This is a genomic window from Corynebacterium glyciniphilum AJ 3170 (genome assembly GCF_007673095.1).
Classification (GTDB): domain Bacteria; phylum Actinomycetota; class Actinomycetes; order Mycobacteriales; family Mycobacteriaceae; genus Corynebacterium.
Window position 1 is genome coordinate 115853 of the sequence record NZ_VDYZ01000007.1, and the last position, 25332, is coordinate 141184.

The 25332-nt window shown below is 67.9% G+C and carries 17 protein-coding genes and 1 tRNA gene; 4 read left to right on the plus strand and 14 right to left on the minus strand.

Annotation, left to right across the window (positions count from 1 at the left end; translation table 11 throughout):
* Positions 1-61 precede the first annotated feature (61 nt).
* Entirely contained in the window at positions 62-2545 is a 2484-nt protein-coding gene (locus tag FS507_RS08410) for a glycosyltransferase (RefSeq protein ID WP_145942339.1), read from the plus strand.
* Between the two features lie 9 nt (positions 2546-2554).
* Here FS507_RS08410 and FS507_RS08415 read toward each other — a convergent pair whose 3' ends face one another.
* From FS507_RS08415 to FS507_RS08440, 6 genes are read right to left on the minus strand one after another with little or no spacing between them, the layout of a single operon-like run.
* Positions 2555-3022 carry a hypothetical protein gene (locus FS507_RS08415; RefSeq protein WP_145942340.1) on the minus strand — a complete coding sequence of 156 codons (468 nt, stop codon included), beginning with the start codon at positions 3020-3022 and terminating at the stop codon, positions 2555-2557.
* Positions 3023-3044: 22 nt separating this feature from the next.
* Positions 3045-4304 carry an amidohydrolase gene (locus tag FS507_RS08420; RefSeq protein WP_260853241.1) on the minus strand — a complete coding sequence of 420 codons (1260 nt, stop codon included), beginning with the start codon at positions 4302-4304 and terminating at the stop codon, positions 3045-3047.
* 11 nt (positions 4305-4315) lie between these two features.
* Positions 4316-5533: a hypothetical protein gene (locus FS507_RS08425; protein ID WP_145942341.1), complete on the minus strand. Its 1218-nt coding sequence runs from the start codon at positions 5531-5533 to the stop codon at positions 4316-4318.
* Positions 5534-5589: 56 nt separating this feature from the next.
* The gene (locus FS507_RS08430; RefSeq protein ID WP_145942342.1) at positions 5590-8307 is read right to left on the minus strand and encodes a polysaccharide biosynthesis tyrosine autokinase; all 2718 of its coding nucleotides are present in this window, start codon (positions 8305-8307) and stop codon (positions 5590-5592) included.
* Positions 8279-9394, minus strand: coding sequence for a glycosyltransferase (locus FS507_RS08435; RefSeq protein ID WP_145942343.1), 1116 nt, complete (start codon positions 9392-9394; stop codon positions 8279-8281). Before FS507_RS08435 ends, FS507_RS08430 begins: the two co-directional genes overlap by 29 nt.
* On the minus strand, positions 9395-11032 hold the full coding sequence (locus tag FS507_RS08440) for a sugar transferase (protein ID WP_260853242.1): 1638 nt from the start codon (positions 11030-11032) through the stop codon (positions 9395-9397).
* A 236-nt stretch (positions 11033-11268) separates the two neighbouring features.
* Here FS507_RS08440 and FS507_RS08445 point away from each other — a divergent pair, with 236 nt between their 5' ends.
* Positions 11269-12933, plus strand: coding sequence for an MFS transporter (locus tag FS507_RS08445; protein ID WP_260853243.1), 1665 nt, complete (start codon positions 11269-11271; stop codon positions 12931-12933).
* Between the two features lie 11 nt (positions 12934-12944).
* On the opposite strand, the gene FS507_RS08450 is transcribed toward FS507_RS08445, so the two are convergent.
* The gene (locus FS507_RS08450; protein ID WP_145942344.1) at positions 12945-13685 is read right to left on the minus strand and encodes a DsbA family oxidoreductase; all 741 of its coding nucleotides are present in this window, start codon (positions 13683-13685) and stop codon (positions 12945-12947) included.
* Between the two features lie 223 nt (positions 13686-13908).
* Entirely contained in the window at positions 13909-17544 is a 3636-nt protein-coding gene (locus FS507_RS08455) for a bifunctional proline dehydrogenase/L-glutamate gamma-semialdehyde dehydrogenase (protein WP_145942345.1), read from the minus strand.
* Between the two features lie 179 nt (positions 17545-17723).
* Here FS507_RS08455 and FS507_RS08460 point away from each other — a divergent pair, with 179 nt between their 5' ends.
* On the plus strand, positions 17724-19190 hold the full coding sequence (locus FS507_RS08460) for a GntR family transcriptional regulator (protein ID WP_145942346.1): 1467 nt from the start codon (positions 17724-17726) through the stop codon (positions 19188-19190).
* A gap of 71 nt (positions 19191-19261) precedes the next feature.
* Here the strand turns inward: FS507_RS08460 and FS507_RS08465 are convergent.
* Positions 19262-19335, minus strand: a tRNA-Gly gene (locus FS507_RS08465).
* A gap of 104 nt (positions 19336-19439) precedes the next feature.
* Here FS507_RS08465 and dcd point away from each other — a divergent pair.
* A complete protein-coding gene (gene dcd, locus FS507_RS08470; RefSeq protein ID WP_145942347.1) occupies positions 19440-20051 on the plus strand; it encodes a dCTP deaminase in 612 nt (203 codons plus the stop codon).
* A gap of 403 nt (positions 20052-20454) precedes the next feature.
* Here dcd and FS507_RS08475 read toward each other — a convergent pair whose 3' ends face one another.
* From FS507_RS08475 to FS507_RS08495, 5 genes are read right to left on the minus strand one after another with little or no spacing between them, the layout of a single operon-like run.
* On the minus strand, positions 20455-21663 hold the full coding sequence (locus tag FS507_RS08475) for a lipase family protein (RefSeq protein WP_145942348.1): 1209 nt from the start codon (positions 21661-21663) through the stop codon (positions 20455-20457).
* Positions 21664-21696: 33 nt separating this feature from the next.
* Entirely contained in the window at positions 21697-22419 is a 723-nt protein-coding gene (locus FS507_RS08480) for a response regulator transcription factor (protein ID WP_145942349.1), read from the minus strand.
* A 26-nt stretch (positions 22420-22445) separates the two neighbouring features.
* Entirely contained in the window at positions 22446-22691 is a 246-nt protein-coding gene (locus FS507_RS08485) for a hypothetical protein (RefSeq protein WP_145942350.1), read from the minus strand.
* A gap of 33 nt (positions 22692-22724) precedes the next feature.
* A complete protein-coding gene (locus FS507_RS08490) occupies positions 22725-24017 on the minus strand; it encodes a sensor histidine kinase (protein ID WP_145942351.1) in 1293 nt (430 codons plus the stop codon).
* A 12-nt stretch (positions 24018-24029) separates the two neighbouring features.
* Positions 24030-25286 (minus strand): pyridoxal phosphate-dependent aminotransferase, encoded by a 1257-nt coding sequence (locus FS507_RS08495; RefSeq protein ID WP_145942352.1) that lies wholly within the window; start codon positions 25284-25286, stop codon positions 24030-24032.
* Between the last annotated feature and the right edge of the window lie 46 nt (positions 25287-25332).

The window sequence follows — 25332 nt, forward strand, 5'->3', positions numbered from 1 at the left end:
GGTCTCATCCTAGGCAGGCTCCACGAGGCGGGCAACGCGAACACCCCCTACAATGTCTTTCATGACCAACGTCGACAGGTCCCTCACCCTGCCGTCGGAAGCCAGGACACTCTGGGTTCACTGGGGTCGCACCGGTGGCGGCCCCAGATTCCTCGCCGATCTTGTCGACGGGGACCGGAACCGCGAGTCTCTCCGGGTCGGCGACGCCGACCAGCATGTCCAGACTTCCGTTACGCCCGCAGTGTCTCAGGCGCCGAACTCTCCGCACCCTCTGTCCTTCCTCTCCTACAATCCGGACGCCGAGATCGCGCCGCGTTTCGCCGCCCAGGCCCGTGGCGGCGTCCCGGCGTTCCCGGTACCGACCTACACCTCGACGACCGGAGTCATCCTCGGCCTGCCCCGACTGGTGTGGAACTCCCTCCGGTTGCGCCGGTGGATCCGGTGGCACCGCATCGAGCGGGTGGTGTGCGTGATGGAGAGCGTCTACCAGTCGCTCGCCCTGCCCGTGCTGGTCCCCGGTGACGTGGAGTACGTCTCCTGCATCCACGACGGGTCCGCGCACCCCGGGGAGGGCAGTGTGGTCCAGTCAGTCGGTCGGCACAACGAGCTGCGCCGCGCCGACCGGGTGGTGACCTTCTCGGAGGCGGTGACCGGGATCCTCGCCGACCAGGTGACGGTGCCGGTCACGACCGGCGACCACCCTCCGTTCGATCTAAAGGATGCGGCGACCAGGCCGCGCGACCTGCCACAAGGCTCGGGGCAGCTACCGGTCATCGGCCTGTTCGGACGCCTGCAGAAGTACAAGGGCATCGACGTCGCCCTGGCGGCGATGCGCATCCTGGAGGAACGGGGAGCTCCGGCATGCGAGCTGCGGATCATCGGCTCCGGACCGGAGGAACGGCTGCGCGAGACCCCGCTCGGAAACTACGCCACCTGGGACAACCGGTGGATCCCGGAGGACGAGGTCACCGACGTCGTCCGTGGCTTCGACATCATGCTGCTGCCCTACACCGAGGCCAGCCAGTCCGGGCCGGTGACCCTGGCACTGGCACATGCGGTGCCGTGTGTGGCGACCCCGGTCGGGGCGATCCCCGACCAGGTGGACGGGTTCGGGGTGGTCACTGATGACATCAGCCCGGAGGCCATCGCCGACGGGATTGAGAGTCTGCTCACCGACCCCGCCCTCTACCGCGCGCTGTCGTCCGGCGCGATACGTCGAGTGGCCGAGCAACCCGACTGGTCGGATCTGGCGTCCCTGATCCGCAGTGGTTCGCAGGCCCACCCGGCCCCGTCGCCGTCCGCCGATCCGGTGCTCTCGCGCCGGGAACGGGCAGTGGCACAGGCCAAGTGGGCGGGTCAGCGCGTTGTCGGCCTGATCAACTCTCACCGGCCGTTGCCCCGTGCCCGCCCTGCCAACGGTGGGTCAGCGACCGGGCGGGTGAGGGTGGTGCTCCCGGCCTCCCACGGCTCCTTCGGCGACGAGGCCATGGGGCTCGTCGCGGCATCCTCCCTGCAGCACCTGCTGGCAGAGGCGGGCCTCGACACCGGTGTGGACCTCGTGGTCCCCGGTGACGCAGGCCCGTGGCGGCGCCTGGTGCCCGCGGATGTCGGTGTCATCCCACTGAGCGACCTGACCGTCGGACGCGGTACTGTCCCGACCGCCACGACGGTGCGGGAACTCGCGTCCGGACCGTTGGTGGTCATCGGTGCGGACACCCTCGCCGGCGACTATGAACTGGCGTTGCTGGCGACCCGGGTGCGGATGCTGAACGTCGCTGCTGCGGCGGGCCACCCGGCGGCGTTGGTCAACTTCAGCCTGCCGACGACGGTCCACCCCGCCGCCGCCCGTATCCTCCGGAGCCTGGATCCGGGAGTGCTGGTGCGCGCCCGCGACCGGCTGTCAGCGCAGCGCGCCACGGAGATCCTCGGGCGGACGGTGTCGAGCACCCCCGATATCGCGGCACTGCTTCCGCCGACACCACGTAGCGAGCGCTCGACGGCACCTGTGGTCTTCGTACCGAACGCCCACCTCGGTGGCATGTACGGCGTCGGCACAGGGCACCTCGTCACCCTGTGGCGCGACCTCGGCCTCAGGATGCGGGAGCAGGGGGGTGACCGCCCGGTCGAGGTCGTGGTGCACGACATCCGCGACAGTGTGGGCGATGTCGCGCTCGGCCGCCGCATCGTCGACTCCCTGGCGGAGGCGGGCGTGGAGGCCACGCTGACCGTCCCCGCCACGGCCGCCGAGGCAAAGGCTGCCATCGCCGGCGCGGGCTACTGCGTGTCGGCTCGGATGCACGCCTGCGTGGCCGCGTTGAGTAGCGGGGTCCCCACCGTCGGGATCGGCTACGTGGGGAAGTTCAGTGGTCAGTTCGACTGGTACGGGGACCTGGGCTCGGTGCTGGAGTACCGTCCCGACCTCACGGCCGACGAGATCCTGGAAAGGATCGCCATCGTCCAGGGAGGCGCGGTGACCACGTGCGCATCCGTTACCGACCTGGTCCGCAGTGACTACGGCGCGCTGGTCGGTGCGGCGTCCCGGTAGGCTGCCCCGTCACCACTGCGGTTCGACCACCAGCCATTCCGCATGGTCGTCGACCCACCAGACCGCACCGGTGATGTCGCGCGGCTCCTGGCCGTCCTGCAGGAGCGTCTCCGGGTTCCCCTGTGCCGCCCGGTACACCGCGGCGGCGTCGTCTCCGCTGATGGTGCCGCGCTCACCGGACGGCGCGTCGGGCGCCAGGAACTCCGATGGGTCGGGCCCGGGCCAGGCGGGCACGTCCTCGGCGGTGAAATTGTTGTCGATCGCCCCCGGACGGTGGACGACGACCTCGTCGGGGACTGACTCGGGGGCGGGCTCGGACGCCGCATCCGACGTGGTGCCTGCCACCGGCGGCGCCGTCACCGTACTGGTGCCCGTGCCGGTAGTGTCCGCGTCCGTCTGATCGTCTGCACTGCACGCGGACACCAGCAGTGCGGTCGCGGCGGCGGCGGCAGCCAGGCCGACGGATGTGTGTCTCATGGCTGTTCCTCCTCGGGCTGCTCTACGGTGTCGTACCCAGGTGACTCCACAGGACGGCCAGTGCTGCCCGGGTGCCCGTGGACAGAGTCGTCTCGACATCGGTGGGGATGAAGAACGGGGAGTGGTTGCTCGGCAGGGCGCGGACCCCTCCCGCCTGGTCGATGGTGTCCTGGTCATTGCCTCCGAAGAACCAGAACACGTACGGCACCCCGATGGCCTGTCCGAGAGCTCCGAAGTCCTCCGAGCCCATGCGTGGTGCGGGGTGTCCGACATTCTCCCCACCGAACTCGCCGCTCAATGTGGTGTCGACCCGGGCGGCGAGATCCTCGTCGTTGTGGCACTCCGGGAAGTCGTACAAGGTCCGGATGTCCGGTTCCGGGGCTCTGCTGGCCAGGGCTTCGGCGGTGACGATGCGCCTGATGGAGGCCAGCACCCGGGTACGCACCTCGGGGTCCAGGGTGCGCACATTCACGGTGAACACCGCCTTGTCCGGGATGATGTTCTCCTTCAGCCCCGAGTGGAACGACCCCACGGTGACCACGGCGGCCTCCTGGGCGCCCAGCTCGCGTGAGACGATCGTCTGCAACCGCACTACCGTGGTGGACGCCAGGACGATCGGGTCCAGGGACGCTTCCGGCTGTGATCCGTGCGCCTGTGTGCCGAACATCGTCACCTCCAGGGCGTCCGCCGTTGCCATGGCCGGGCCGACGATGACGTCCACGGTGCCCGCGAGGCCTGGCCACACGTGCTGGCCGTAGATCGCGGCCGGTCGGGGCGCTGTGTCCCACAGACCGTCCTCGACCATCGCACGGGCACCGGCGGCGGTCTCCTCACCGGGCTGGAAAATCATGACCAGGGTGCCCGACCATGTACCGGTGTGCTCGGCCATGAGTTTGGCGGTCTCAAGCCCGACGGTGATGTGGGTGTCGTGCCCGCACCCGTGCATCACCGGGGTGTCGGTGCCGTCGTCGAGTGTTCCCCGGGCGGTGGAGGCGAAAGAGACCCCCGTGGCTTCCTCGATGGGCAGTCCGTCGGTGTCGGCGCGGAAGGCGATGACCTCGCCCGGGCCGTTCTCCAGCACACCGACGACGCCGGTGCCACCGCAGCTGAACGTCCGGTAGCCGTAGCCGGCCAGCATCCTGTCGATGGTGGCGGCGGTCTCGACCTCCTGCATGGACAGTTCGGGGTGGGCGTGGAAGTGACGGTAGGTCTCCACGACGCCCGGGAGGTCGGAGCTCAACTGGTCGGTGAGGGATTGCGGGAGGGTGTGGGGCGTGGTCACGGGCAGTCTCCTCAGTGGGACGAGATGCCCCGGTGGTGGTCGGTGTACTTTCCCCCACCGTAGCTGTTCTCGTGCCGCACCGGCCGCAGCGCGATCACCAGGAAAGCCACCGCGGCGAGGATCTGCACCACCACGATGCCGCCCAGCAGGACGGCACCTGAGGTCGCCAACAGAGCGAGGAGCGGGACGAGGCGTCCGACCGACCACACGAGGAATCCCCTGTCATGGCCTTTCATCAGGGGGATCTTCACCGACAGGTTCGTCGCCAGCGACGCCACGCAGAACACGGCGGTCGTGGCGAGGACCAGGGGGGTCAGGGCGTCGTCCTCCGGCAGGGAGAAGACCAGCGCCCCGGTCTGGATCACAGCGCTCACAGCGCCGAGCAGCAGGCCGCCGACGGCACAGATCCGGCACCAGCGTCGGGTGACCGCGGCGTCACCCTTCCGGATCGCCGCAGCGATCTTCGCCTCCAGCGACGGGGCGATGACCTGCTGGGCCAGGGACCCGAAACCACCGGTGAGACGCACGACGACCGCCCAGATCTCCTGGTACTGGCCCAGGAACGGGGTGAGGAAGCCCTGGATCTGGAAACCGCACTCCGACAGCAGCGTCGCACCTGTGGCCCGCGACGAGACGGCGAGGTAGCCGCGGTGTTCCCGGTCCAGGAGCCGCGGCAGGTCGCGGACGAACACCGTGACCAGCCGGTTACGGGTACGGGCCACGATCAACACCGCACCCACGAGCGGATTCACGATCGCAGCGACGATGAGGCCGGCCTGGAACGGGACGACGAACACCACCACGACGGTCACCAGGACGTTCACCACCCCGTAGACCAACCGGGCAGTGGAGTAGACGTCCATCCGCTGCTCCTGGGTCGCCACGGCGACGGCCATGAGGTAGACCCCGTTCGAGATGACGAGCAGCGCCGTCCACCCGGCCACGGCCGCTGCTCCGGGCACACCGACGGTGGCCAGGATGCCGGCGACACCCGCGCACACCAGTGTGGTCGACAGCAGTGCACCCAGGGACACCGATGTCGCGGTGCGCCGCACCGGGTCCGCCAGCGTCAGATACCGGCTGTGGAACCCGAGGACCGAGGTCCGGGACAGTACCGTGGCGAGCGCCAACGGCAGCATCAGGTAGGCCAGTTGTCCGGTCTCCTGCCCGATGACCGGCAGGAGCATCGCCAGGAAGTTCAGACCCTGGCCGATCAGTGCGGGGCCCATGCGTACCACCGACGACAGTCGGCCGGCCTGGGGTGGACGGGACGGACGGGACGGACTCAGCGGTCCGCTCCCACCGTCTCCCCGGAGGCGGCGTCCGATGAGTCGGCAGCGTCGACCGCATGCCGCGCCGGCTGGGCCGCAGGCTGCGACGTCTCCGACGCCGTCGCTGCCTGTGAGGCCCGCTGGACGGCGGCCGCGGTGTTTCCGTAGCCGTACCCGTTGCGGTAGTAGCTCTTGCCCTCGGACTTCGGGGTCATGGTGAACACGGTACCCAGGACGTGCGCTCCGACCTGGGTGAGGTTGCTGGTGGTCCGGGTGAGCTGGTCGACGGTGGTGTCACCGTGGCTCACGGCCAGGATCAGACCGTCGACGGCGGAGGACACCAGGGCGGCGTCGGTCACCGGAATCACCGGAGAGGCGTCGACGATGACGTAGTCGTACCGGGCGTCCAGATCGGTCAGCACGTCACGGAAACGCCGGGAACCGAGGAGCTCGGCGGGGTTCGGCGGCTGAGGACCGGAGGTGACCACAGTCAGCCCGTCGCGACCGGACTCCTGCACGATGTCGTCCACGCCGGCGGCACCGGACAGGACGGTCGACAGTCCGACCTCGGACTGCAGGTCTCCACCGAGGTAGTCGGCGACGCGGGGGCGACGCAGGTCCGCGTCGACGAGGCACACCCGTTCACCGTCGTCCGCCAGGGCGAGGGCGAGGTTCGTGGCCACCGTCGACTTGCCTTCACCGGGCATGCCGCTGGTGACGGCGATGACCGTCGGCGGGTTGTCGACATCGAGGAAACGCAGGTTGGTGCGCAGTTCGCGGAACTGTTCAGCGGCGATCACCGGTGCCGCGGCGAAGTCGAGGACATGGGAGCCCGCGGACCCGGAGAGGTTGTCACTGGTGCTGATCGTGCCGATCGCCGGTGCACCGACGATGTCGGCGATCTGACGACGGTCACGGATCCGGTTGTCGGTCATGCCGCGGACGACGGCCGCGACGAGGCCGAGGACCAGTCCGGCGCCGGCACCGATACCCACGTTCTGCAGGATCTTCGGTGAGGACGGCGCATCGGGGGTCAGCGCATCGTTCAACGGTGCCAGCTGGGGTGCGCTGGACGGCCCGTCGGGCGCGGTGGTGGTGTTGAGCTCGGCGACCATGGCGGTCAGCTGGGCGGCGGCGGAGTTGGCGAGATCGCGGGCCTCCTCGGCGTCCCCCGCCACGGCGTTGATGTTGAGGATCACCGTGTCGCGGTTGGCCCCGGCGGTGAGCATCGAGGCGACCTCCGCCGGGCTCTGGTCGAGCCCGAGGTCCCGGGCGACGCGCTCACCGAGCGCCCGGCTGGTGGCGATCTCGGCGTAGGTGCCGACCTGGCTCTGGCTCAGCAACGTGCCGCGGTAGGCGTCGGTGGAGTTGCCGGTGTTCGCCGCGCCGACGTACAGCTGGGAGGTCGCGGTGTACTGCTTGGTCATCAGGGCGGACGCGCCCCAGCCGAGGAGGCCGCCGATGACGGCACCCACGATGAGCATCCAGAACGACGTGCGCAGGTACCCCAGATAGGTGGCCAGATGGTTCTGTTCTGAAGGGGAGGAGGGGGTGGTCATGGGGATCCTTTTCTGGTTGGTGTGTTCTGTCTGTTGCGTCCGGTACTTCTCCATGAGCGCGACGGCACCCACGATCAGCGGCACCATCGGGGTGGCGTGGCGTAGTGCTGACCCCCAGTCCGGCTCGAAGAGCCCCTGGACCACGAGGAAGGACAGGGGCACCGCGGCGAAGCGGGCCATCATCCGGCGGTCACGGACCGGGACACGGTGGCGGTCACCGCCGTGGGCGCGTGCGGTGGCCGTCGCCGCAGCCACCGCGCTGATCCAGACCAGGGCGAAGAGAAGACCGATCACCAGGTAGTACGGGGAGAACTTCGCGGCCATCGGCAGCGGGACGATGAAGAACATCGTGGTCAGCACCACGTTCACCACACCGCCGAAAGGCTCAGGCAGATCAATGAACCGCCCGATGATCGACCCGGTCATCGCCTGCCGGGCCTCACCCTCGTTCACCGCGGTGCGGAAGTAGTCGGCCGGGTCGCCGGTCCCGATCCAGACCGCCAGCCCGGCCAGCGCGCTCAACAGGGCCAGGATGCGCAGCACCCGCCAGGGCGTCGCGGCGATGCGGCGTCCCGACACGGTGGACCGTCGGGCCAGCAGGAGCCGCAGGACGACGTAGATGACCGCGACGACGGACCAGTACGTCCGGTACTCGGTGCCGAGCAGGGCGAGCGCGGCGACGACCACGATCTCCCCGGCCAGGTTCACCGGCATCAGCACGATCACGATCATGCCCAGGGATATCAGGATCTCCTTGGTGTAGGTCGCCTGGTACAGGCCGATGAGTACCGGGGTGGCCAACGCCAGGACGAGCGATATCCTGCCGGCGTGCACCCCGCCGACGCGCACCAGGACGATACCCAGTGCCGTCGACCCGATCACCGCGCCGAACACAGAGGCTGCGGTGGGCGCGTCCTCCATGCCGAGGGCGGTGTAGAACTGTGCGATCACCGAGTACGAGCCGTAGCCCAGGTCCATCGCACTGAACGGGGAGGTCATGATCTCCCGGATGGTGCCGGCGTCGTTACCGAAACCACCGAATCGTCCGGTGATCGTGGCGCGGGCCACCAGGCCCACGACCACCGCCACCGTGCCGAGCAGCACCGCAACCAGCAGTGGCGAGTTCAGACTGGTCGTCAGCGGGCTACGTCCGGCGTCTGAGCTTCTGCGCATATGTCCTCCTTCCTGTGAGTTCGAGGGCCAGCGAGTAAGCCTCCGTGAGTGCCGCACGCTGGCGTTCGGGTGTGTGGGATTCGTCGAGGCCGGCCCAGTGCGACGGGTCGCGGCGGTCCCGCAGGATCGCCACCGCCTTCGCCGCAGCGTCCCCTGGAGAGTCGAACCGGGCGGTGGCCGGGCACTCCCGCAACGCGGGGATGTCGCGCACCAGCAGCGGGACGCCGACTCGTCGCGCTTCGAGCACCGCCATGGGGAATCCGTCCCACCGGGCGGTGTGCAGGACCAGGGACAGCCCGGCGACCTGTCGGCGTAACTCCTCTCCGGACAGCCACCCGGTCACCTCCACACCGGCAGTGGTCAGGACGTCGACCAGCGAGGCGTCCTTACCGTCCCCGGCACCGACCCACACGAACCGCGCGTCGGGGACCTGCCGACGGATCAGTCGCGCGGTCTCGGCGAAGAACGCCGGGTCACGTTGTGGTGTCACCCGGGAGACCACCCCGACGACGGGGCGCGCCACGTCCTGCGGGGGCGACCAGCTTCCCGGCACCGCCGGGTGGTCGTCCATCAGGGCGTTGGGCACGACGACGACAGGTGTCCGGCCCAGGCCGACCATCAGCTCGCCCTCCCACTGTGCGCAGGACGCGCCGACGGTGGTCAGCGGGTGCAGGGAGCGCTCCATCGCACGGAACGCCCGACGTTTCCACCGGGGGATGTCGGCACGCTCGAAGGCGAAGCTGTGCGGGGTGTAGACCACGGGCCGTGCCGGGCGTCCCGGGGTGACCAGGTCGAGGGACCGGGCGACCCGGGTGTAGGCCCCGGCGAAACTCGAGTGGGCGTGCACCACGTCGGGACGGTGGTCGGCGACGGTTCGGCGCACCGCCGTGACCGCGGAGGCGAGGGACGACGGAAGCCGCTCGTCCACGGCGAACGCGCCGGGGGAGCGGGCGGCGGTCGGTGCGGTGCTGCGGGCGTTGTTGGACAGCAGCAGGTGGCGGTACTCCGGGGTCAGCCTGGCGTACTGGTTGACCGCGGTGGCCACCCCACCGTCGAAGCAGTCGGTGACGTGCAGGATGCTGGTCATCTAGTACGCCCCCCTCGACAGGAGGACCGCGCGGACGGTGTGCAGAATGGTGCGGATGTCCAGCATGAGCGACCAGTTGTCCACGTAGTACAGGTCCAGTTTCTCCGCCTGCGTGGGGGTGAGGTCCGAGCGGCCCGAGATCTGCCACAGTCCGGTGATGCCGGGCCGGACCTCCATACGCATGCGCATGTCGTCGCCGAAGGCGTCGACCTCGTGCTGCAGGTGTGGACGGGGCCCCACGACGCTCATCGTCCCGAACAGGGCGTTGACGAACTGCGGGAGCTCGTCGATGCTGGTCTTCCGGATGAACCTGCCGACCTTCGTGACCCGCGGGTCGTCCTTCATCTTGAACAGCCCGTCGGCGCCGACGTCCTCGCGGAGCTTCTGCAACCGTTCCTCGGCGTCGGTGTGCATGCTGCGGAACTTGAAGATCCGGAACGACTGGCCGCGGTAGCCGATGCGGTCGCTGACGTAGAACACCGGGCCGCGGTCCTCCAGCTTGATCGCCAGAGCCGTGACCGCCAGGATCGGCGAGACCGCCACCAGGGCGAACGCGGAGACGGCGATGTCGAAGAGCCGCTTGGACAACCCGTTGGCCGCGTTGAACCGGGGGCGGTCCACGTACAGCGTGTGGCTGGGGCCGAACGGCACCACGTTCAGCCGGGTGCCGGCGATGCCCTCGATCATCGGGTCGAGGTAGAGGCGCATGTTCAGCCGGTCCAGGTGCCAGGAGAGCCGACGCAGGTTGCGGTGGCCGAAGTCCGCCAGGGACGCGACCCACACCGCGTCACAGTTGTAGCCGGCGGCGGTGGCCACGAAATCCTCGTTGGAGAAGGACTCGTCGATGCAGACGGAGTTGATCGGGACGTCGCCGGTGTCGGCCAGCTTGTCTCGGTTGTGTGGGTCGGTCACCAGGATCGCGTGGATCCAGCCCGGATCGCCGGTGCCTCCTGTCTTTCCCGTGCCCGTGCCCGTGGCGTCCCGCGGTGTGTTGTTCTCGTGCCACGAGGTGCACAGCAGTTTGTTGATGTCGGCGACGTTGCCGATCACCAGGAACTGGCGCTGCAGGTCCGTCCGGAAGCGTGAGGTGTACCGGCGTGACAGGTGCCGGGTGATGGTCATCAGCACCAGACCGGCCGGCAGCGCCATCAACGCGAACTGGCGGAACAGGCCGTAGTTCGACAGGGCGTCCACGCACGCCAGGACCGCGAAGTAGAACAACGACCCCTTGAGCACGTACTCCCGTCCGATCGACGGGAACGCCCGTGCCTGGTGGCTGTACCCACGGCAGACGGCGATCGCGACCACCCAGCACATCGTCAGCAGTGAGGTCATGCCGAGGCTGCGCAGGGAGAAGAACTCCTCCACCAGTGCCCAGCCCAGGGGCTTCCACAGGTAGAGGCTCAGTGCATTGGCCAGGAACGTCGCAGCGAAGACCGCCAGCGCGTCGGACACGATGAAGTACCACTTGCGCTGCAGGTGGCGGTCCTGACGCCGGTCCAGGGCGTGCGAGATGCGCTGGACGCTGGTGCCCCCGCCGTGGTGACGGGAGGAACCGGCGGAGGTTTCCGGGGATGTGTCCGGAGACGAATCGGGGGACGGAGGTGAGGGGTCAGTTGATGCTTTTCCGAGGATCACGGTGAATCACTTTGTTCGGCCCGGGGCGACGGCGACGGGCAGTGGAGAGAGGAGAGAGTGAGGGGTGGGGTGAGAATCTGAGGGAGGAGGAGAGTGAGGGAGAGGGGAGAGGTCGGAGGAGAGATGTAAGTGTTGCTCGTTGGTCATGCTAACCACTAATGGTCGGTCTGGCTACCGGAGAGGCTCTCAGGGAGATCCGACAGGGGTGACGATTTCTCCTCCGATACAGTTAGGGGATGACTGCGAACTCCCCGGCGCCCTCTGCAGTGGACCCCCGAACGAATCTCCGACGCTCCGCAGGCCGACACCGGCTGCCGGCCCCGCGTCCCGTGGGCTGGAGCCTGACCGTGGCGGCACTGTCGACGGTGATGATGACCATCGACATCACCATCGTCCTCGTGGCCCTGCCGGCGATCACCACGGACCTGGGCCTGTCACTGTCCGGAGCCCAGTGGGTCATCAACGCCTACAGCCTGACCTTCGCCTCCCTCATGCTCGCCGCCGCGAGCCTGTCGGACATCATCGGACGACGACGGATCTTCCTCATCGGCCACGTCCTGTTCCTCGGTGCATCGGTCGGTTGCGTCCTGACCGGGACGGAAGCAGGGATCATCGCCTTCCGCGCACTGCAGGGTGCCGGCGGCGCCCTGGTCTTCGGGACGTGCACCCCGCTGCTCGCCGACGCCTTCGACGCTGCCGACCCGGGGTCCTCGGCGAAACGCACCCGGTCGGTCGCGGCGATGATGGGCATCGGTGGTGCCGCCAGCGCCTTCGGCCCCCTGGTCGGCGGTGCACTGGTGGAGACCGGCACCTGGGAGTGGATCTTCGCGATCAACATCCCCATCGGCATCTTCGTCATGATCGCCACTCTCGTGTTCATCCCCGACCTGCACCGCGAGGAGCGGGACGCCCGCCGTGCCGCCCGGCAGGACGGGACGTCCGGCGTCCTGCGGGGTGCGCGGATCTCGCCGTGGGCGATGGTGCTCATCATCGTCTCGCTGGTGCTGGTCAACTACGGCATCATCGACGGGCAGGAGCAGGGGTGGACCAGCGAGATCATCATCGCCTCACTGGCCGCCGGCGTGCTGCTGTTCGCCGCGCTGATTCTCTTCGAACTGTCCAAGCGGGACCGGGCGATGGTCGACTTCCGGCTCTTCCGGATCCCCTCCTTCGCCACGGTCACCTTCAACGCCTTCGCCTCGCGCATGTTCAGCTTCGGCATGATGCCCTTCATCATCCTGTGGCTCGCCGGGCAGCTCGAATTGTCCGCCCTGGAGATCGGCTACGTTTCCAGTGCACTGGCGGTGCCGATGGTGGTGTTCTCCGCGGTGGGGATCGCCCTGGTGCGGTGGGTGCCGGTCGGTGTGGTCCAGGCGGTGGGCATGCTGGTCGTCGCCGGCGGGCTGATGCTCGGCCTGGTGATGGACGTCGACTCCGGCTGGGCGGACCTGCTGCCGATGTACCTGGTGCTGGGTGCCGGCACCGGGCTGATGCTGCCGCACGTGATGTCCCTGGCGGTGGCGGTGGTGCCCTCCGAACGCACCGGCATGGCCACCGGACTGGCGAACACCGCCCTGCCGTTGGGCACCGCGTTCGGTGTGGCGGTCTACGGGGCCTACCTCTCCGACCGCGTCAATGCGGGTATCGACGGCATGCAGTTCCCGCCGGGGATGCCACCGGCGATGGAGGGACAGCTCCGCGACGCCGCAGAGGGCGGCCTGTTCCAGGAGATCGCGAAGATGTCACCGGAGTTCGCCCGCGAGACACTCGGTTTCTTCATCGACGGACTGCACGGCATCTTCATCATCGCCGCTGTTCTCGCCGTGATCGGCGCGCTCGCCAGCCTGATCTTCATCCGCGGCAAGGACGGCACCGGACGCAAGAAGCAGGAGCAGGCGTAGCCCGTAGCGAGCTACAGCTGGCAGCCGTCCGGGCCACAGGAGGCGTCGTCGCTGGCACCGGATACCGTCGGGAGAGACGTTGGTGCCGGATGCGAGCGTTCCCACTGCTGTTCCAGGGCGCGGCTGAACACCTCGACCGGTTGCGCGCCGGGTACGGCGAGCTCCATGTCGAGTACGAAGGTGGGGACCGAGTTCAGTCCGAGGGACGCAGCCCGTCGGACGTCGGCCTGCACGGCGGGGACCCGTGATCCGCTCTGCAACTCGGCGGCGATGTCGTCGGCGTCCAATCCTGCGGCGATGCCGATGCGTGTCAGGACGTCCGACGAGCCGATGTCCTCGCCGTCCTCGAAGTGAGCCCGGAACAGGGCTTCCTCCACGGTGTCCACGGTGTCGATGGCGCCGGTGGTGGCCTTCTCCTCTGATTCCTTCGCCAGCTGGATCAGCTGGTGGGCCTTCATGGAGTTGGCGACGACCAGGGTGTCGAAGTCGTAGTCCAGCCCCTCGGCAGCTGCCTGTTCGGTGACGTGTCCGAACATCTGCCGGACCTGGTCGACCGGCATCCCCTTGGTGGCGGCGAGGTACTCGGCCTCGGAGCGGTCGTCATGCTCGGGCAGCGACGGGTCGAGCTGGTAGGAGTGCCAGGTGACCGTCACGTCGTCACGGTGCGGGAAGGCCGCGAGGGCGGATTCGAACCGGCGTTTGCCGATATAGCACCAGGGGCAGGCGACGTCGGACCAGATATCGATGTTCACTGGTTGTTCAACGCGGATGCCCGCGCGGCTATTCCGCTGGGGTGTGGTGAGGCTGTGGTGCCGAGGTACCGACGGCGCGACCGTCGGTCGGTTATCGCACCCCATAAGCAAATTATGCTTAGAAAACCCCAGGTCAGCTTTGGAGAAGCTTCTTCTGGGGTGCGAAAAGTGCGCTGACCCGGGATAGGCCCTGGGTCAGGCCCCGGACCGGTGCCGGACGGACCTACCCGCGCCGGATCTCGTCGGCGAGCGCGTGGAACTCGGTGCTCGGGTTACCGAAGCGGTGCAGTGTCATGGACACGGCCTGCTCCTTGAGCCACAGGCGCAGCTCGACCCGGCCGGACGCGGTGACCTCGTCGTTGAGCAGGCACACCTCGGGACGGTCCGCCAGCGCCGAGAGCGTCTCCGGGTTCCGCGTGCCGATCACGCGCACCCGGGCACCGACGCCGTCGTCCAGCACTCCGGCGGACAGGCGGGTGGCGAATGAATCGTCGTCTGCTGTGACGACGGGGACCGGCTGCTCACCGACACCGAGCCGGACCGAGGCGGCCAACACGTCCGAGACCTCGGAGCGGACCGCAGGGTCCACCACCACACGCACCGGGGAGCCGGCGCGGTGGGCGGCGACGACGGCCCGGGCGACCTCGACGGGGCGGGCGTCCGCGCTGATCCGCAGCACCATGTGGGCGGGGCGGTAACGGAAGATGTTCGCCTCGGCGGTCAGACCGGTGACGTCACGTGGGGTACCGAACTCGGTCTCCCAGGCGGCGATGTCGGAGCGGGATGCCTCGGCGAGCCAGGTGGCGTCGGCGTCGGACAGGGCACCGCTGCGCTGCAGCTCGGCGATGTACCCGTCGACGGGCGCGGAGCCGGTCGGGGCGACCGTCGAGGGGACCGTGGTGTCGTCGGACCAGCTGCCCATGAGCATCACGTAGTTCGGGCCACCGGCCTTGGAGCCCAGACCCACGGAGGACTGCTTCCAGCCTCCGAAGGACTGGCGCTGCACGATCGCGCCGGTGATGCCGCGGTTGACGTAGGCGTTACCGACCTCGATGCGCTCCACCCAGGTGCGCACCTCGGCGGGGTCCAGGCTCTGGATACCGCCGGTCAGGCCGAAGTCGGTGGCGTTCTGCAGGGTGATGGCCTCGTCCAGGTCCTCGGCCTTCATCAGTCCGAGTACCGGGCCGAAGACCTCGGTGAGGTGGAAGAACGAGCCGGGCTTCACGCCGTCCTTGATGCCCGGGGACCACAGACGGCCGGAGTCGTCGAGCTGGCGCGGCTTGAGCAGCCAGCTTTCACCGTCCTCCAGGGTGGTCAGGGCGCGCTCGAGTTTGTCGCTGGGCAGCTCGGTGAGGGGGCCCATGTCGGCGCGCATGTTGGTGGGCCAGTCGATGATCATCGAGGATGCGGCGTCGATGAGCTGACGGCGGAAGCGCTCCGAGGAGTACACGCTGCCGACGAGGATGCCCAGGGAGGCGGCCGAGCATTTCTGGCCGGCGTGGCCGAAGGCGGAGTACACCATGTCGGCCACGGCGAGGTCGCGGTCGGCGGCGGGGGTGACGATGATGCCGTTCTTGCCGGACGTCTCGGCGTTGATCTTGAGCTCGGGACGCCAGGACTCGAACATCGCGGCGGTCTCGGAGGCACCGGTGAGGATCACGCGGTCCACCGACGGGTGGCTGACGAGGGTTCGTCCAGCCGTGCGGTCGGCGGGGTAGACGCCGCGGAGGACCTCGCGCGGCACGCCGGCGTCCCACAGCGCGTCGAGGATGGCCATGGAGCAGTGCGGGGTGGGCTTCGACGGCTTGTGGATCACCGCAGCGCCCGCAGCGAGGGCGGCGAAGGTGGAGCCGGCGGGGATGGCCAGCGGGAAGTTCCACGGCGGGGTGACGAGGATGACCTTGTCCGGGGTGAAGCGGGCGTTGTCGACCTCCTCGAGCTCCAGTGCGTAGTGCGCGTAGTAACGGGCGAAGTCGATGGCCTCGGAGATCTCGGTGTCGGCCTGGGAGACGGCCTTGCCGACCTCGGCGGCGGCAATGGAGATCAGGTGGCCGCGTCGCGCGGCGAGCAGGTCCGCGGTCCGGTAGAGGATTGCGGCGCGTTCGGCGGCGGGCAGGGCGGCCCATTCGGCGGAGGCGTCGCGGGTGGAGGTGACCAGGGAGTCGATCTGCTCGTCGGCGACGATCTCCGGGGTGGTCTGGGCGTCCAGCCAACCGTCCTTGGCGGAGGTGGCGATGGCGTCCACGGCCCACCGCTGGTTCGCCGGCAGGGACGGGTCGGTGTCGGGCTCGTTGTCGAAGGCCGGCAGGCCACCGTCCGCCGCGGTGTAGGACGCGGCGAGTTCGTCGGAGGACGGTTCGACCTCGGCGCCGCGGTCCTGGCGGTGGTTCGGCAGCGGGGCGGTGTAGCCGTCGGCATCGAGGATCTCGGACAGGTCACCGAGGGACGAACGGAAGCGGGCCTCCTCGCGCCGGAAGATGTCGTTTCCGGGCTCCAGGTCGAAGATGCCGGACATGAAGTTGGCGCTGGCGGCGTTCTCCTCGAGGCGACGCACCAGGTAGGAGATGGCGACGTCGAACTCCTGGGGGCGCACGGCCGGGACGTAGAGCAGCAGCTGTCCCACGTCGGAGCTCACGGCGTCGGCCTGCTCGGTGGCCATCCCCTGCAGCATCTCGAACTCGACGCGGTCGGTCACGCCGCGCTTGACGGAGAGCAGGTGGGCGAAGGCGATGTCGAAGAGGTTGTGTCCGGCGACACCGAGGCGCAGTCCGCGCATGTTCTCGGGGTGCATCGTCCAGTCCAGGACGAGCTTGTAGTTGGCGTCGGTGGCCTGCTTCGAGCCGCAGGTGGTGACGGGCCAGTCGGCGACCTCCGCGTGCACGGTCTCCATGGCCAGGTTGGCGCCCTTGACCAGGCGGACCTTGATGCCGGCGCCGCCGTCGGCGACGCGCTGGTCGGCGAAGGCGGAGAGCTCCTGGATCGCGCCGAGGGCGTCGGGCAGGTAGGCCTGCAGGACGATGCCGGCCTCGAGGTTCTTCGTCTCCGGCAGGCTGAGCAGGCGACGGAAGACGGCGATGGTCAGGGCGAGGTCGCGGTACTCCTCCATGTCCAGGTTGATGAACTTGGAGCCTTCGGGGGCACGGGCGGCTTCGATGTAGAGCGGGGTCAGACGCTCGACGATGTAGTCGACGGTCTCGTCGAAGCCCCAGAGGCTGATCCGGGAGGCGATGGAGGACGCCTTGATCGAGACGTAGTCGACGTCCTCGCGGGCGAGCAGACGGCGGGTCTCCTCGAGGTGGTTGTCGGCCTCCTTCTCGCCGAGCACGGCCTCGCCGAGGAGGTTGATGTTGAGGCGGTGGCCACCGGCGGTGAGTTCGGCGACGGCCTTGCCGAGCTTGTTGTCGCGGGCGTCGACGATCATGTGGCCGACCATCGCGCGGATGCGCTGGCGGGCGGCGGGCACCACGATCTGCGGGATGACGGGAGCCAGGGCGGAGCCCATCCTGATCTGGGCCTTGTCCAGGGCACTTAGGGTGTCGGGCATGATGGCGCCGAGCTCGGACAGTGCGCGACCGGCGGCGCGCTGGTCCTCGGTGCGGACGACACGGTCGACGAAGCCGACGGTGAAGTCGAGGCCGTTGGGGTCCGAGAGGACCGCGGAGAGACGCTCGGCGGACGGGTTCGCCTTGACCTTCGAGGTCTTGCTCGCGTTGAGCCAGGCGGTGACCTTGGCGACGGCGGCGTCGGCGAGGGATCCGAGGTGGTCGGTGGAGACGCCGGTGCTTCCGGCTGCTGCGCTCGCCGGGGAGCCTGTCGTGGTGGTCGTTCCCTTGTCAGCTGCGGGTTTCGCGGTCGTCATGGTTGTCCTCCTCGGATGCTTTCTTGATCGGTCTCGTTCTGGTGACGTGCCTGTGCTGCCACTGATACTGGTCGAGTATCGGCGTATCGACCCCATCGTCGGCAGTGCCAGTTACGGCAGGAGAGACACTTTGAGTCAAAAATCGGTAAACGGCGGTGAAGGTGTGGCAGGATGTGCTTATGGGTACCGGTTCCCCCGCTGAGATTCAGGAGACGTCGCCGCCCCGGGGGAGGCCCCGGGTTCAGGAGGTGGCGGACGAGGTCGTCGCCGGTGTTCTGGCGACGGCGGGGCCGCGGGTCGGTGGCCGTGACTACTCCACCCGCCGCATCGCGTTGATGACGGGGCTGAGCCAGCCGGTGGTCAGTCGCGCGATGCGCCGGATCCGGGCGAGATCGGACGAGACGGCGGTGGTTGTACCGACCTCCGGCGACTTGTGGATCGTCGGTTTCAGGGTCGAGTACCCGCGGGTCACCCTGCTTTTCGAGGAACGCGACAGTTCGGGCGACGGGGGTGGCGTGTCTGCTCAGGACGGTGTCCGTGGTGGTGAGAGACAGGCGTCGGAGCGCCGTGCGACGTCGTTGATGGCCGCGCTGCGGGTGGCGGGCGTGTCGGGGTGGCCGCAGAGTCAGGCGACGTTCGACGCCGGTGACGAGAGCCTGCCGGCCGGGGTGGTCCGCGTCATGTGGGAGCCGGGCGGTCAGAGTTGGGATGGCTTCCTGGGTCAACTCTCCGCCGTCCTTGACGCGTGTGTCCCGTCTGTGGATGCGATCCCCGGCGACCTGCTGGCGCAGGTGTCCGTCGCCGTCGGTCACGGGCTGCACGGCCTGCAGTGGGAACGTGCCGAGGGAGGTGCCTCCGGGGGTCGTCGGACGAAAAACGACCCGGATTTTGACTCGAATTACTTATCTCTTGCGGAGTATCCCCCGCCCTCCAACGCCCGCACGGGGGCGACACCGAGACATCTTCAGAATGAAATATCGGTCACCGAGCAGATCGCCATTGCTCTGCGCAAGGAGATCATGAACGCCGGATTCCGTCCTGGTGACCGGGTGACGAGTACACGGTTGGCGAGCCACCTGGAGATCCCGCGGTCGGCGGTGCGGTCGGCGATGCGACGTCTGGTGGACGACGGGTTGCTCACCGCGACCGGGGGGACGTTCGCGCTTCCACTGGTCACCGGCAGCGACATCATCGACCTGTATGCGGCACGACTACAGGTCGGGCGCGTCCTGTTGCGTGCGTGCTCGGGGCGATCCCGCCAGCAGATGCTGGCCCCGCAGCTGGCGCTGCGGGCGGTGGTGGCTGCCGCGGAGCACGGTTCGGCGTCCGACGTGGACCAGGCGGACCTGCATTTCCAGCAGACGCTGGCCGACGCCAGTGGCCTGCCGCAGTCGTCCCGGGTCTTCCATGCGCTCACCTTGCGGTTGCGCATGTTCATCTCGGTGCTGCAGCTGGACTACACCCCTGCGGTGCAGCGCATCGTGGGTGATGACCGGTACATCCTCAATGCGCTGTTGTCGGGCAACGTCGACGGCGCGCTGCGGGTGTGGCGGGCGAAACTGGACAACGCGGTGCGGCACATGGCCCACGTGTCGCCCACGACGTTCGACCCGGCGCTGTGGGAGCGGCTGGTGGGGGAGGCGTAGCGGGCTTAGGCGTCCACGGCGATGAGTTAGAGGGCACCTCCGGTTTTCCGGAGATGCCCTCTGAACTGCTGTGGAGCCGATGACGGGAATCGAACCCGCGTATTCAGCTTGGGAAGCTGATGTTCTACCATTGAACTACATCGGCGATTGTGCTTCGGCGGTCGCGCTTTCGCACTGCCGATGACTTTAACACAGTCCAGCGGCGGGGTGAGACAACGGGGTGGCCGCTGGTCCGCTAGGGTAAGTGACGTGCTTCTTTCCGATCGAGACATCCGCGCAGCCCTCGGTTCAGGTGACCTCGCCTTGGACCCGTTCGACCCGACCCTGATCCAGCCGTCGAGTATCGACGTGCGTCTCGACCGCTACTTCCGGGTGTTCAATAACTCCCGCTACACACACATCGATCCGCGCCTGCCGCAGGAGGATCTGACTACCCTCGTCGAGGTCGGCGACGGAACCAGTGAGGACGGAACCGCCGTCAACGACGGTGGCGTCGCCGCCGAGGCGTTCATTCTGCACCCCGGCGAGTTCGTCCTCGGATCCACACTGGAGTTCGTGACGGTGCCGGACAACCTCGCCGCACGCCTGGAGGGGAAGTCCTCGCTGGGGCGCCTCGGGCTCCTCACTCACTCGACGGCCGGTTTCGTGGACCCCGGGTTCACCGGACACATCACGCTGGAACTGTCGAATACGGCGAACCTGCCGATTTCCCTCTACCCGGGCATGAAGATCGGACAGCTCGCGTTGTTCAACCTCTCCAGTCCGGCGGAGGCGCCCTATGGTTCCGGCCCGCTGGGGTCGAAGTACCAGGGCCAGCGTGGGCCTACGCCGTCCAAGGCTTACCTCAACTTCCGGAAGTAGCCCGGGCAGGAGGGCTGAGGGGCGGTTTGCGAGTTTTTGAGCGCTGAGTTCGCCAACTCACCGTCCACAGACTCGCAAACCGCCCGTCTCGCACCGCGCTGCGCCGTCCCCCATCCGATGACGGTGGACGGTGGCCGACCACAGAGGCACCTCCGCACACACCTCGCCCCCGGGAGCATCGCTGCTGCCGGGGGCGGGGTGCTGACGTTTCAAGAGGAGAATGCTCAGCTGCCGTATACGGGTCCTTTCGCCGGGTACCGTCGCTGCGACGGTCAGTTCAGGTGCGTTGGCTCCGGTGACCACCGTGATCTCGGTGTCTCAGCGACCTCCGGAGGCGCTGACATTCAATCTACGAACCGAGGATTAAAGATCCATGGGAACGCGGTGCGGTGTCGCTGGGGGGTCACTGGCGTGATGGTGCCGACCGTGCCGGTGCCTCCGCGGTCGCTCCTGTGGCGAAATCCAGGGCCTGGGCCAGGCCGTCCGTCCATCCGGCGTGCCCGGCGGGATCGTTGTCCACCCGGTAGGTCACGTCCTGGCCGTTCACTCTGGCCTTGCCCACGAGGTTATCCGTGTACGGCATCGGTGAAACGGTGTCGAACGCCTGTTGGTAGATGAAGACGGGTGCGTCCCACCCGGAGGTCGGCAGGTTGAGGTGGCGGACAAGCGCCCCGCGGAGTGGTCCGTCCGACAACGGCTTCGTGACCAGGTCACTGAGAGTGCTGGAGCCGATCTCCTCTGCCATCTCGAAGTAGTTGAGCTCCTCGGCGGCGTCGACGATCTCCCGGCCTCTGTCAGTGAGATAGTCGTCGAGGGGGAAGTCGGGGTCCGCAGCGCGGAAACCGGCGAGCACGTAGCCGAAGTATGTCATCAGATCGGGCTGATTGATCTGCATCCACGGCGCAACCTTCGTGATTTCGTCGGCGACACCGGCGGGGACGCCACCAGCGGTGGCGGCGGCGAGGTGAAGATCGGGGGCGTACTCGCCGACCATTGACGCGGCAGCGACTGACGCGTGACCCCCCTGGGAGTACCCGTTGGTGACGAATGTGGTGGAGACGTCGGAGGTGATGGCGTTCGCCGCCCGCACAACGTCGATCATCGCAGCTCCTGCACTGTGCGTGTTCAGGTACGGGTGGACTCCGTCGGTGCCTAGCCCCACGTATTCAGGGGCGGCGACGGCGAAGCCGGCGTCCAGCCATTCGGCGAGATACTGGTCACCGGAATTTCCCTCACCGACCCATCCGGTGTAACTGACGTTCTTGTCACCCAGCCCCTGGGTGCCGTGACCGTAGGCGACGACCGGCCACCCACCGTCCGGCACGGGACCGTCGGGCAGGTAGAGGGTGCCGAGGCTGGTCGCCGCTCCGCCGTCCGGCCCGGACGTCGTGTACTCGAACACCCACCCGCGGGAGGCATGGGTGAGAATGAGCTCCTCGGGAAGGTCGTCGACGCTGACGATGCTGCCGCCCGGGTCTTCCGTGCCGGTATGTCCGGGATCAGGGAACGCGGTTCCCGCTGTGGCAGGTGCTGCTCCTGCGACGCCCAGGAACGCGGCGAGGATCAGTGCGGCGGGTGCGGTAGCGACGCGGGGCCGTGGGCGGGTTCTCATAGGACGGATACTAGCCCGAACACTGTCCGGGAGTTACCGGACGTCGTCGGGACGGAAGCCCGACTCAACCGCCAGCACCGCGAGCTGCACGCGGGTGGACGCCCCGAACTTGCCGAGCAACTGCGAGACCTGCTTCTTCACCATGCTCGACGACCGTCCGGTCTTCCGGCTGATCTCGGCGTTGGACAGGCCGATGCACAGCAGCGACAGGATCTTCTCCTCCGAGGCGGACAGACGGGGCAGCTCCGGTGACGCCGTCTGGGGCCGTGGCGGTTCCGGTGCGGTTGAGGGACGGACTTCGTGCACCTCCGGGGTCAGGTGCCGGACCAGGTTCGACGCCGGTTGTGGACTGACCACGGTTCCGCCGCTGGCGGTGGCGAGGACGGTGTCGATGATGAATTCGGGACGCGAACTCTTGAGAATGTAGCCCCGACCGCCCTGGGCGAGCACCGAGAGCATCGTCTCCTCCTCGTCGAGCGCTGTCATCGCCACGAACACCGGAGGATCCGGGAGAGCTCGGACGTGGCTGAGCAATTCCACACCGTCCATGCCGGGTAGGTGGATGTCGGCCAGGACGACGTCGACGGGCGTGTCCCCGGCGCAGGTCTTCAGGACGTCGAGCGCTTCGGGGCCGGTGGATGCTTCGCCTACCACCTCGACCGGCTCACCTGCAGGTGATCCGAAGTAGAGGCGTAGGGAAGAAAGGACGAGGGGATCATCGTCCACGATCAGCAGGCGGACACGGGGAGAGGGCATATCAGGCAGAGTGCTGGTGGAGTCTCTCAGCGTTTACGGCACCACGGAAGGTTGGGCTGGTACTTGCAGCTGAAGATGTCGGAGATCGCCCGTTTGGAGTCGACCCAGGAGGAGGAGAGGGGCGCGGAGACCGACGACGAGACCGGCGATGATCCAGAGGCGTTCGTCGTGACGGATTCTGCCGAGGAGACCCCGGTGGACAGCCCGGCAGTGAGTGCGACAGTGGTGGCCGCCAGGAGAAGACGACGGCCGTGAGCAGGCAAAATGGACATGTTTGCTCCTAGGATTGACGTGAGGGGTGATTATCAAGATTTGATAACAACTATAGGCAGTCGGAGGGTGGTACGCCAGAAGAGGGCGTCCGATCCCCCCACCGTCGCCGCGTCCTCCGGCATCACGCTGCCCGTTCGCTCACTGGGGGTGGCCACGCCTGCCTCCACCGTACCCCCGGCCTTCGCGGCCCTCGTCCGCATGGAGTCCAGTCCCATCCCGCTGGACAGCACGTCGTCCCGGAGCGCCCCGTCACGAGAGTGGACGGGGTTGGTCATGGTGATCACGACGTCGTCGTCCTCGACGTGGCAGCCCAGGTACACCGTCGAGTGGGGCAGGGCGTGCTTCGCCGCATTCGACGTCATCTCGGTGAGTACCTTGGCCGCGGTGTCCCGGCCGACCCAGGGTCCCGCAGAGGCATCATGCGACTGTCCGGTGACAGGTGCATTCACCATCGCGGTGACATCCGGTGGAAGGTTGATGCTCGTGCACACCTCCAGTGAATGCGCCTCAAGTTCCTGTGCAGCCCTGGCCACGGCGACGTCAAGGGGCGGGTCGGTGACCCGGGCCCGGAAACAGGCACGGGCAGGATTCTCGTTGAGCAGTTGCAGCATCGTGCGTAGGTTGGTCAGGGCCTCCCTCGATGACTCCGAGATGTGCTCGAGACCCTGGCGGTGGTCTGTTCCGCCGTCCGGCGGGAGCAGGGTGAGAGCCTGTGCCTGCATCACCACACTGGTCAAGGACGTGGCGACGGAGTCGTGCAGTTCGCGGGCGAGTTCCAGACGCTGCTGACGCTCCTGGGCGGCCAGAGAGCGCCGGAGCTTCTCGCGTTGTCGGCCGTGGTTCGCCCGCGACCAACCGATCATGTAGGCCGCGACGAGGACCAGGGCGACGATGGTCAGCGCCGCCACATCGGTGGTCAGTGACATGTCCTGCGAGTCGACCGCGGACAGTACCCAGTGCGTGAGCGCCAGGGACCCGCCGAGCAGGATCTGCCCACTGGCGGCCACGATCTCCACGATGAGCATGGTGAAGAAGATGGAGTACAGGGGTACGACATCGTCGAAGACGAACGTCGCCAGGACGAGCAGGAGCGAGAGCATCGAGGCGGCGACGGGGAACTTCGCGGCACCGCCGACGAGTACGAGCGTCAGGCAGGCGACCACGGCCGTGCCGACAGGAACGGTGTCGGGGATCTCCAGCAGTTCGAACAGGGTGAGGGCCGCGGCCAGGACCGTCTCGATCACGCCCAGCTGCGTGAGCCGACGGGTCCGGAGGAAGGAGAGCAGCCGGCGGGGACGGTGAGGCGTCCGGGAACTGGCGTTCACGTCAGGGGCGTCCTACTGCCTGTACGAGGACAGGAAGTTCCCCAGCCGGTCGATCGCCTCGGCGAGATCCTGCTTCCACGGCAGGGTGACCACACGGAAGTGGTCGGGGGACGGCCAGTTCATGCCGGTGCCCTGCACCATCTGGATCTTCTCGGAGCGCAGCAGGTCGAACATGAACTGCTCGTCGTCGTGGATCTCATGGACCTCAGGGTCGATCTTCGGGAAGGCGTACAACGCGCCCATCGGTTTGACCACACTGATGCCGGGGATCTCGTTCAGCTTCGTGTACGCGGTGTTGCGCTGCTCCAGCAGCCGTCCTCCCGGCAGGACGAGGTCGTCGATCGACTGCCGCCCCGACAGGGCGACCTGGATGCCGTACTGTGCGGGCACATTGGCGCACAGACGGGTCGACGCGAGCAGTGTCAGACCCTCGATGAAGCCCTTCGCGTGTTCCTTCGGCCCGGTGATCACCGCCCACCCGGCCCGGTAGCCGGCGACCCGGTAGGCCTTCGACAGGCCGTTGAAGGTGATGCACAGCAGGTCGGGGGCCAGCGACGCGGTATTCACGTGCACGGCGTCGTCGTAGAGGATCTTGTCGTAGATCTCGTCGGACAGCAGCAGCAGGGAATGTTCGCGGGCGATGTTGACGATCTTCTGCACGACCTCGCGGCTGTACACCGCGCCCGTGGGGTTGTTCGGGTTGATGATCACGATCGCCTTGGTGCGTTCGGTGATCTTCGACTCGATGTCCTCGATCGACGGCGCCCAGTCGTCTTCCTCGTCGCAGAGGTAGTGCACCGGCTTGCCGCCGGACAGGGTGGTCGCCGCCGTCCACAACGGGTAGTCCGGCGCGGGGATGAGCACCTCGTCGCCGTCGTTGAGCAGGGCCTGGGTGGTCATGGTGATCAGCTCGGAGACGCCGTTGCCGATGAACACGTCGTCCATGTCGAACGCCGGGAAGTCCGGGACGACCTCGTACCGGGCGACGATCGCACGGCGGGCGGAGGGGATGCCCTTCGACTGCGAGTACCCCTGGGCATACGGCAGGGCGGCGATCATGTCCTGCACGATCGTGTCGGGGGCGTCGAAACCGAAGGCTGCAGGGTTGCCGGTGTTGAGCTTGAGGATACGGTGACCGTCCGCCTCCATCCGTTCGGCCTCGGAGTTGACCGGGCCGCGGATCTCGTAGAGGACGTTCTGGAGCTTCGTCGACTGGTCCAACGGGCGTGGCTGCCGCGTCCCCGTCGCGTTCTTTTCTTCAGTGCTCATTCCAGCAATTGTGCCAGTCGCCCTGCCGCCGTGACAGTCGACCGTC